We start from the raw sequence: 6643 nt of genomic DNA on the forward strand, positions 1-6643 counted from the left end.
ATTTCCCCCTGGAATGGTCCAGTAGAGCCCATGGGAAATTGCTTGCAGTACGCGCGACCATGACAGCCACCTTCCGGCGCCGCAGCCCGCGGCGCGCCTCCGCCGCCTCCTTCCGACTGACCGCCGGCGCGACCGTCGTGCTGACGGCGCTGTGCGCCTTCAGCGTGTCCGCCTGGGCGCAGGATCCGCCGCCCAGCCGCTGTTCCGACGAGCGCACGCTGCCGCCCGCGCAGCTGTCCGCCAAGGACACGGCATTGCTGGACGTCGGTGACTCGGACCCGCGAGCGCAGCTGCAGGAGCTGGTCAACCGATCGCTGAACCGCAGCAAGGCCTTGGGGGCGACGCGCATGCTGACGCAAGCCGCCGAGGCCGACTTCGCGGAAGCCAAGGCGCAGCGCCTGCCGACAGTGACGATGGGCCTGACGGCCGCACACACCGGCACCGTCGTGCCGGGCAACGGCTCGCTGGACAACACCAGCGGTCTGCAGGGGCGCGGCTCGTTGAGCGTGACGGCGCCCATCTACGATTCCGGCCGCATCACCAAGCTCACGGAATGGCGTTCGCAGCTGCTCGAGGCCGCGCGCTTCGGGCAGTCGAGCGCCGAGGAGCAGGTCGCGCTCCAGACCGTGTCGCTGGCGCTGGATCGCGGGCGCTACCAATTGCAGGCGCAGGTCTACAGCCAGTACGTGCGCAAGATGTCGTGCCTGGTCGAGGCGCTGGAGATCATCACCAAGGCCGACCGCGGCCGCGCCAGCGAGCTGGTGCAGGCGCAGAAGAGCCTGCAGCAGGCCGACCTGTCGTATGAGCAGACGACTTCGGCGCTGCGCCAGACGGAAGTGCGCCTGAAGCGCTTCGTCGGCGACGACCTGCCGCGCGGCGCGGCGATGAGCTCCGTGCTGGCACGGCTGCCCGACCTCAATGAAATGCTGGCCGACGTCATGGTGTCGCCCGACGTCTCGGCGGCCGCGGCGCAGGCCCAGGCGCAGCGCAGCTATGCGGAATCGGTGCGCGCGGGGCAGCAGCCCAGCGTGAGCCTGCTGGTCAGCGGCAATTCGACGATCGGCCAGGCGCGGCAGACCGACTGGATCGGCGGCGTCACGGTCAATATCCCGATCGTGCAGCCGGGCGCCGATTCGGCGCTGACCTCCGCCCGGCGACGCGCCCAGGCGGCGTCGCTGCAGCGCGACGAGACGATCGAAGCCAAGCGCTATCGCGTGCAGGAGATGTACGAGGCGGCGTCCTCGTCGCTCGACCGTTCGCGGCGGCTGGTCGACATCCTGCGCAGCAGCGAACGCGTCCGCGGCTTCACGCTGCAGCAGTGGCAGCAGCTCGGCAAGCGCTCGCTGTTCGACGTGATGGGCGCGGAGAGCGACTACTACTCGAACCGCATCGCGCACGTGAACGCGCTGTACGACGCGCAGCAGGTGGTGGCGATCATCTGGTCGCAAGGGCGTGGGGTCGTGACGCCGTTGCGCTGAGGGGCTCCTCGACTCCGGTCGGCCAAGCGCGGGCTCTCCATGATGCAGGGGACATCCCTCCGGGAATCCCCAGCATCATTCCGGCCCCACAAGCACTCGCTGTCTTCCTGTCTTCCTGGCGCTCGCTGACCGCGCTTTCGTTGCTCCAATGAAAAAAGCCGCCCCGAGGGGCGGCTTCTGCATTCGGGGGAACCGAATTACTTGCGCAGGGCGCGGCGGCGTTGGGCGAAGCCCACACCCGCCAGGGCCAGGCCGACCAGGGCCAGCGTGCCAGGTTCCGGCACGTTGATGACCAGGGAGCCGTCCAGGGTCGACTGACGGATCAGCGCGGCGCCGGAGTTGTACAGCTGGGCCGGGGTCGGGATCGGGGGATCGACGTTGGTGTCGAGCACCCAGCTCACCGAGATGCTGTTGTTCAGCCAGTTGCTGTACAGCGAGCCCAGGCCTTCACCGGAGTTGAAGAAGTTCTGGACGAAGGTGTCGCCGCCAGCGTAGCTGTAGTCGACGTAGCCTTCGACGTTCAGGTTGGTCAACTCGATTTGCGAGCCGGTGACGATCAGGCGCAGGACTTCCTTGCCGTTGTTCGGGTCGGTCGCAGCGCTCTGGTAGAACACGCTGAACACGCCGCCGGTGTACGCCACGTAGTCGGACACGCCGTCGCCGTTGGAGTCAACGGTCTTGCCGACGATCTGGTACGAGTAGGTCAGGCCCCAGGCGCCGCCCAGGCCGCCGACGTTGCCGAAGCCGTAGGCCGGGAAGCCCACGCCGCCGACGAAGCCGTTCAGGTCGGACGGGTTGGTCGGGTTGTTCAGCGAGTCGATGTTGGTCTGTGCCGGCGCGTTCGGGTAGTTGAACGAAGCGGAGCCGCCCGACAGCGTGGTGTGCGTACCGGCCGAGAAGCCGTAGAAGTTCATCACCGACGGGATGTTGGTGTCGATCACCGTGGTGCCGGGGGTGGCCGGGGAACCCAGGTAGATCGAGGTCGCCAGCGTGCCGCTGTAACCCAGCTGGTCGAACGTCGTGGTGTTCGTCGAACCGTTGGGTTCCGGAACGAAGTCTTGCCCGGTGTTGATGTACAGCGGTGCTGCCATCGCCGGCAACGTCGCGGCCGCCAGCGTCATCGCTGCCAGTGCGAGCTTTGCTTGCTTGAACATGTGTCTCTCCTTGAGGATGCGTCTTGCCAGAAGCACGTTAGGAAGCGGCACGTGCCGGCTTCTTGGCGGACATCAAAGCGAGTAGCGTGCCAGCGTGCTTTCCTCATTGAAAATCAATGACTTAACATTCGGATGCGGGAATCTTCGACGGGTCTTGTCAAGTTTCTCGACAGCGGCCTGGCCCGCATATCGGGGGGTGTGGAAGGGGGGTGTCGAGGGGTGGGAGGCCGGCTCGACCCGTGTTGCGCATGCGCGGGCGAGGGCGCTTTTCCGCGTTTCGCCGTCATGGCGCGGGCGCATACTCGTCGCCTGCGCCGCGGGAACTGATTTCGCGTGATCCGGTGGCGGCGCCATACGAATAAAGGGAGAGCCCATGACGCGAGACACCCCGTCCGGTTTCGTCTTCGATTACGACCGCGCGTTCTCGCGCAATATCGGCTGGGTCACGAAGGATGAGCAGCAGCGTTTGCGCCGCGCCCGCGTGGCGGTGGCCGGGTTGGGGGGCGTCGGCGGCGCGCATGTGCTGGCCTTGTCGCGGCTGGGCATCGCCAACTTCAATATCGCCGACTTCGATGAGTTCGATGTCCACAACATGAATCGCCAGGCCGCGGCGTTCATGTCGACGATGGGGCGTCCCAAGATCGACGTGGTCGCTGAAATGGCCCGCGACATCAACCCGGAAAGCGACATCCGCCTTTTCCGGGAAGGCGTCACCGACGCCAACCTCGATGAATTCCTGAAAGGCGTCGACGTGTATGTCGACAGCCTCGATTTCTTCGTGCTCGAGGTGCGCCGCAAGGTTTTCCGCCGCTGCCGCGAACTGGGCATCCCGGCAATGACCGCCGCGCCTCTGGGCATGGGGACCGCCTTCCTGTACTTCAGCCCGACCGGCATGACCTTCGAAGACTATTTCCAGGTCGACGGCCGTGACCATGAGGACCAGTATGCGCGCTTCATCGCCGGGGTATCGCCGGCGATGCTCAGCCGGCAGTATCTGGTCGCGCCGGAGGCGGTGAACTTCAAGGAAAAGCGCGGACCATCCACGGGTATGGCCTGCGAGTTGTGCGCGGGCCTGATGGGGACCAGCGTGCTGAAGCTGCTGCTGAATCGCGGCGAGTTGCGCGCGGCGCCGTGGGGCATGCACTTCGACGCCTATCGCGGCCGGCTCAAGCACACCTGGCGGCCCTGGGGAAACGCGCATCCGCTGCAGCGCCTGCTGATTGCCTTGATCAAGCCGGTGCTGCGTGGAAAATAGCGCCCGCCGTGATCGGAACGCGGGTTTTCCATGAAGCTGGCGTGAGGTTTTTTCCGGGCTTGGCGCGAGGTTTCGAAGGGCGCTCGCGCCGAGTTGTTTCGGGGTTGTATCCAGGCGGTTCCCGACGCCGGTCCGCTAGCACGGAATTGGATCACGCCAGGGAGGGATCGCCCTCAGTCCAGGGGGTTCCACACCCGTGCGCGCTGAGGTGCAATCCGGTCAGCTTCCTGCAGGGGTGGACATGATGAAGAACAGTGGATTGAAGATCGCTTCCATCAAGGCGGCACACGCTGCATTGCTGGCCGCCGCCGCGGCGCTCGCCGGCTGCTCGACCACCGGCAATCTGCCGCCCGCGCCGGTCGCGGCCTCGCAGGCGGACTACAGCTACGTCGTCGGTGCCGGCGACCAGCTCAACATCATCGTGTGGCGCAATCCGGAGCTGTCGTTGACGGTGCCGGTCCGCCCGGACGGCAAGATCGCCGCCCCGCTGATCGACGAGCTGCAGGTGCAGGGCAAGAACTCGGTCGAGGTCGCCCGCGACATCGAGAAGCAGCTCGGCAAGTACGTCCGCGATCCGGTGGTGACCGTGATCGTCACCAGCTTCGTCGGCCCGTACAGCGAGCAGATCCGCGTCGTCGGCGAAGCCGCCAAGCCGATGTTCCTGCCCTACAAGCAGAAGATGACGCTGCTGGACGTGATGATCGCCGTCGGCGGCCTGACCGACTTCGCGGCCGGCAACTCCGCCAGCATCCTGCGCACCGCCGAAGGCAACAAGCAGTACTCGGTGCGCCTCAAGGACCTGATCCGTCGCGGCGACGTGTCCGCCAACGTCGAGATGCGTCCGGGCGACATCCTGATCATTCCGCAGAGCTTCTTCTGACCGTTTCCGGACGGCCGCACGCGGACCTCCGGGTCGGCAGGGGCGGCCGGCGGGCACACAGCGGGTCGTTCCGCGCTCTACCAGCATTTCCAGCAGTACAGGCCCGCTCCGAGCCGGGCCCCGCCGGCGCTCCAGCCGGTGCAACCGAGATCGCCGCATGGATTCCCTCATCGCGCAACTGATGGCCGTGTTCAAGCGGATGTGGCGCTACCGCTGGCCGGGGCTGATCGCGTCCTGGCTGGCCGCCATCGGCGCGGCCGTGGTCGTGTTCGTCGTGCCCGACCGCTACGAGGCCAGCGCCCGCGTCTACGTCGACACACAGTCCATCCTCAAGCCGCTGATGTCGGGCATGGCCGTGCTCTCCAACACCGAGCAGCAGGTCAACATGCTCAGCCGCACGCTGATCAGCCGGCCCAACGTCGAGAAGCTGGTGCGCATGGCCGACCTGGACCTGAAGGCCACCAGCAAGTCGGACCAGGAGGCGCTGATCGATCGCGTCACCCGCAACCTGTCGATCCAGACCGCCGGCAACTCGGCCAACAACCTGTACCTGCTGTCCTATCGCGATTCCTCGCCGGAGATCTCGAAGAAGGTGGTGGCGTCGCTGCTGTCCATCTTCATGGAGTCCAGCCTGGGCGCCAGCCGCAAGGACAGCACCACCGCCGCGACCTTCCTGAACGAGCAGATCAAGACCTACGAGACCAAGCTCGAGGAGGCCGAGGGCCGCCGCAAGGAATTCCGCCTGCGCAACCTGCAGCTGACGCAGGCCGACGGCAAGGACGCCGCCGCGCGTCTGGCCGAGGCCAGCAACCAGCTCGAAGCCGCCCGGCTGCAGCTGCGCGAGGCCGTCAACGCCCGCGACGCCGCGCGCCAGCAGATCGAGGCCGAGCGCAAGCGCAACCAGCCCGGCACCAGCCTGCAGAGCCTGATGCAGGAGAGCGCGCAGAAGTTCGCGACGCCGGAGCTGGACAACCGCATCGTCGAGCTCAAGCGCAATCTGGACCAGATGCAGCAGCGCTACACGGACGCGCATCCGGACATCGTCAACGTGAAGCGCCAGATCCGCGACCTGGAAGACCAGCGCCGCAAGGAAGTCGCCGACCTGCAGAAGGCCGCGCTGGCCAATCCGTCGCCGACCGGCGGCCCCAACGACAGCCTGGCCAACCAGGAGCTGGCCCGCATCCTGGCGGCCAAGGAAGTCGAGGTCGCGCAGATCCGCGCCCGCGTCGACGAGTACAGCTCGCGCTACGGCTCCGCGCAGGGCGCGATCAAGCTGGCGCCGCAGCTCGAGGCCGAGTTCGCGCAGCTGAACCGCGACTACGACATCATCAAGAAGAACTACCAGGAGATGGTCGAGCGCCGCGAGTCGGCCTCGCTGTCGACCGACCTGGACAACACCTCCGGCGTCGCCGATTTCCGCATCATCGACCCGCCGCGCGCGTCGCCCAAGCCGGTGTCGCCGAACCGCCTGATGCTGTTGGCCGCCGGCCTGGTCGTGGCGGCGCTGGCCGGTCTGGTCACGGCGTTCGCCGCGAGCCAGATCCGTCCGGTCTTCCACGACCTCAACGAGCTGCGCCATCGCCTGGAGCTGCCGATCCTGGGCGCCGTGTCGCGCCAGGAGACGCGCGAGGACCGGCGTCGCCAGAAGGTGGACCTGCTGCGCTTCGGCGTCGCCTCGGGCAGCCTGGTCAGCCTGTACGCGGTCGGCCTGATCGGCATGGCCATCTGGATCAGCCGCCAGGCCGGGTGAGGGGAGCTTCCACATGACGAGCCTGATCGAACAAGCCGCCGCGCGGCTGGAACAACTGAAGCAGGCCGGCGTCGACGTCGGCCTGGCACCCGCCGCCGCGCTCGCGACGGCACCGGCCGCACCCGC

Annotated in this window: 5 protein-coding genes; 4 read left to right on the plus strand and 1 reads right to left on the minus strand. The window is 67.1% G+C overall.

What is annotated here, in order from left to right:
- The first annotated feature begins 59 nt into the window (after positions 1 to 59).
- Positions 60 to 1478, plus strand: coding sequence for a TolC family protein (locus tag VF536_RS07950; RefSeq protein ID WP_331614282.1), 1419 nt, complete (start codon positions 60 to 62; stop codon positions 1476 to 1478).
- A 197-nt stretch (positions 1479 to 1675) separates the two neighbouring features.
- Here VF536_RS07950 and VF536_RS07955 read toward each other — a convergent pair whose 3' ends face one another.
- Positions 1676 to 2632, minus strand: coding sequence for a PEP-CTERM sorting domain-containing protein (locus tag VF536_RS07955; RefSeq protein WP_331614283.1), 957 nt, complete (start codon positions 2630 to 2632; stop codon positions 1676 to 1678).
- Between the two features lie 373 nt (positions 2633 to 3005).
- Between VF536_RS07955 and VF536_RS07960 the strand changes: the two genes are divergently transcribed.
- The 3 genes from VF536_RS07960 to VF536_RS07970 all read left to right on the plus strand — a co-directional run bounded on the left by VF536_RS07960 (position 3006) and on the right by VF536_RS07970 (position 6517).
- Positions 3006 to 3887: a ThiF family adenylyltransferase gene (locus VF536_RS07960; RefSeq protein ID WP_331614284.1), complete on the plus strand. Its 882-nt coding sequence runs from the start codon at positions 3006 to 3008 to the stop codon at positions 3885 to 3887.
- Between the two features lie 244 nt (positions 3888 to 4131).
- Positions 4132 to 4767: an XrtA/PEP-CTERM system exopolysaccharide export protein gene (locus VF536_RS07965; RefSeq protein ID WP_414710312.1), complete on the plus strand. Its 636-nt coding sequence runs from the start codon at positions 4132 to 4134 to the stop codon at positions 4765 to 4767.
- Positions 4768 to 4924: 157 nt separating this feature from the next.
- Positions 4925 to 6517 (plus strand): XrtA system polysaccharide chain length determinant, encoded by a 1593-nt coding sequence (locus tag VF536_RS07970; RefSeq protein WP_331614286.1) that lies wholly within the window; start codon positions 4925 to 4927, stop codon positions 6515 to 6517.
- Positions 6518 to 6643 lie beyond the last annotated feature (126 nt).

This window comes from Roseateles sp. (assembly GCF_036486225.1).
Lineage (GTDB): Bacteria > Pseudomonadota > Gammaproteobacteria > Burkholderiales > Burkholderiaceae_C > Roseateles.

Coding starts and splice junctions, on each gene's coding strand:
- VF536_RS07950 (WP_331614282.1), top strand. CDS start 60: ATGACAGCCACCTTCCGGCGCCGCAGCCCGCGGCGCGCCTCCGCCGCC.
- VF536_RS07955 (WP_331614283.1), bottom strand. CDS start 2,632: ATGTTCAAGCAAGCAAAGCTCGCACTGGCAGCGATGACGCTGGCGGCC.
- VF536_RS07960 (WP_331614284.1), top strand. CDS start 3,006: ATGACGCGAGACACCCCGTCCGGTTTCGTCTTCGATTACGACCGCGCG.
- VF536_RS07965 (WP_414710312.1), top strand. CDS start 4,132: ATGAAGAACAGTGGATTGAAGATCGCTTCCATCAAGGCGGCACACGCT.
- VF536_RS07970 (WP_331614286.1), top strand. CDS start 4,925: ATGGATTCCCTCATCGCGCAACTGATGGCCGTGTTCAAGCGGATGTGG.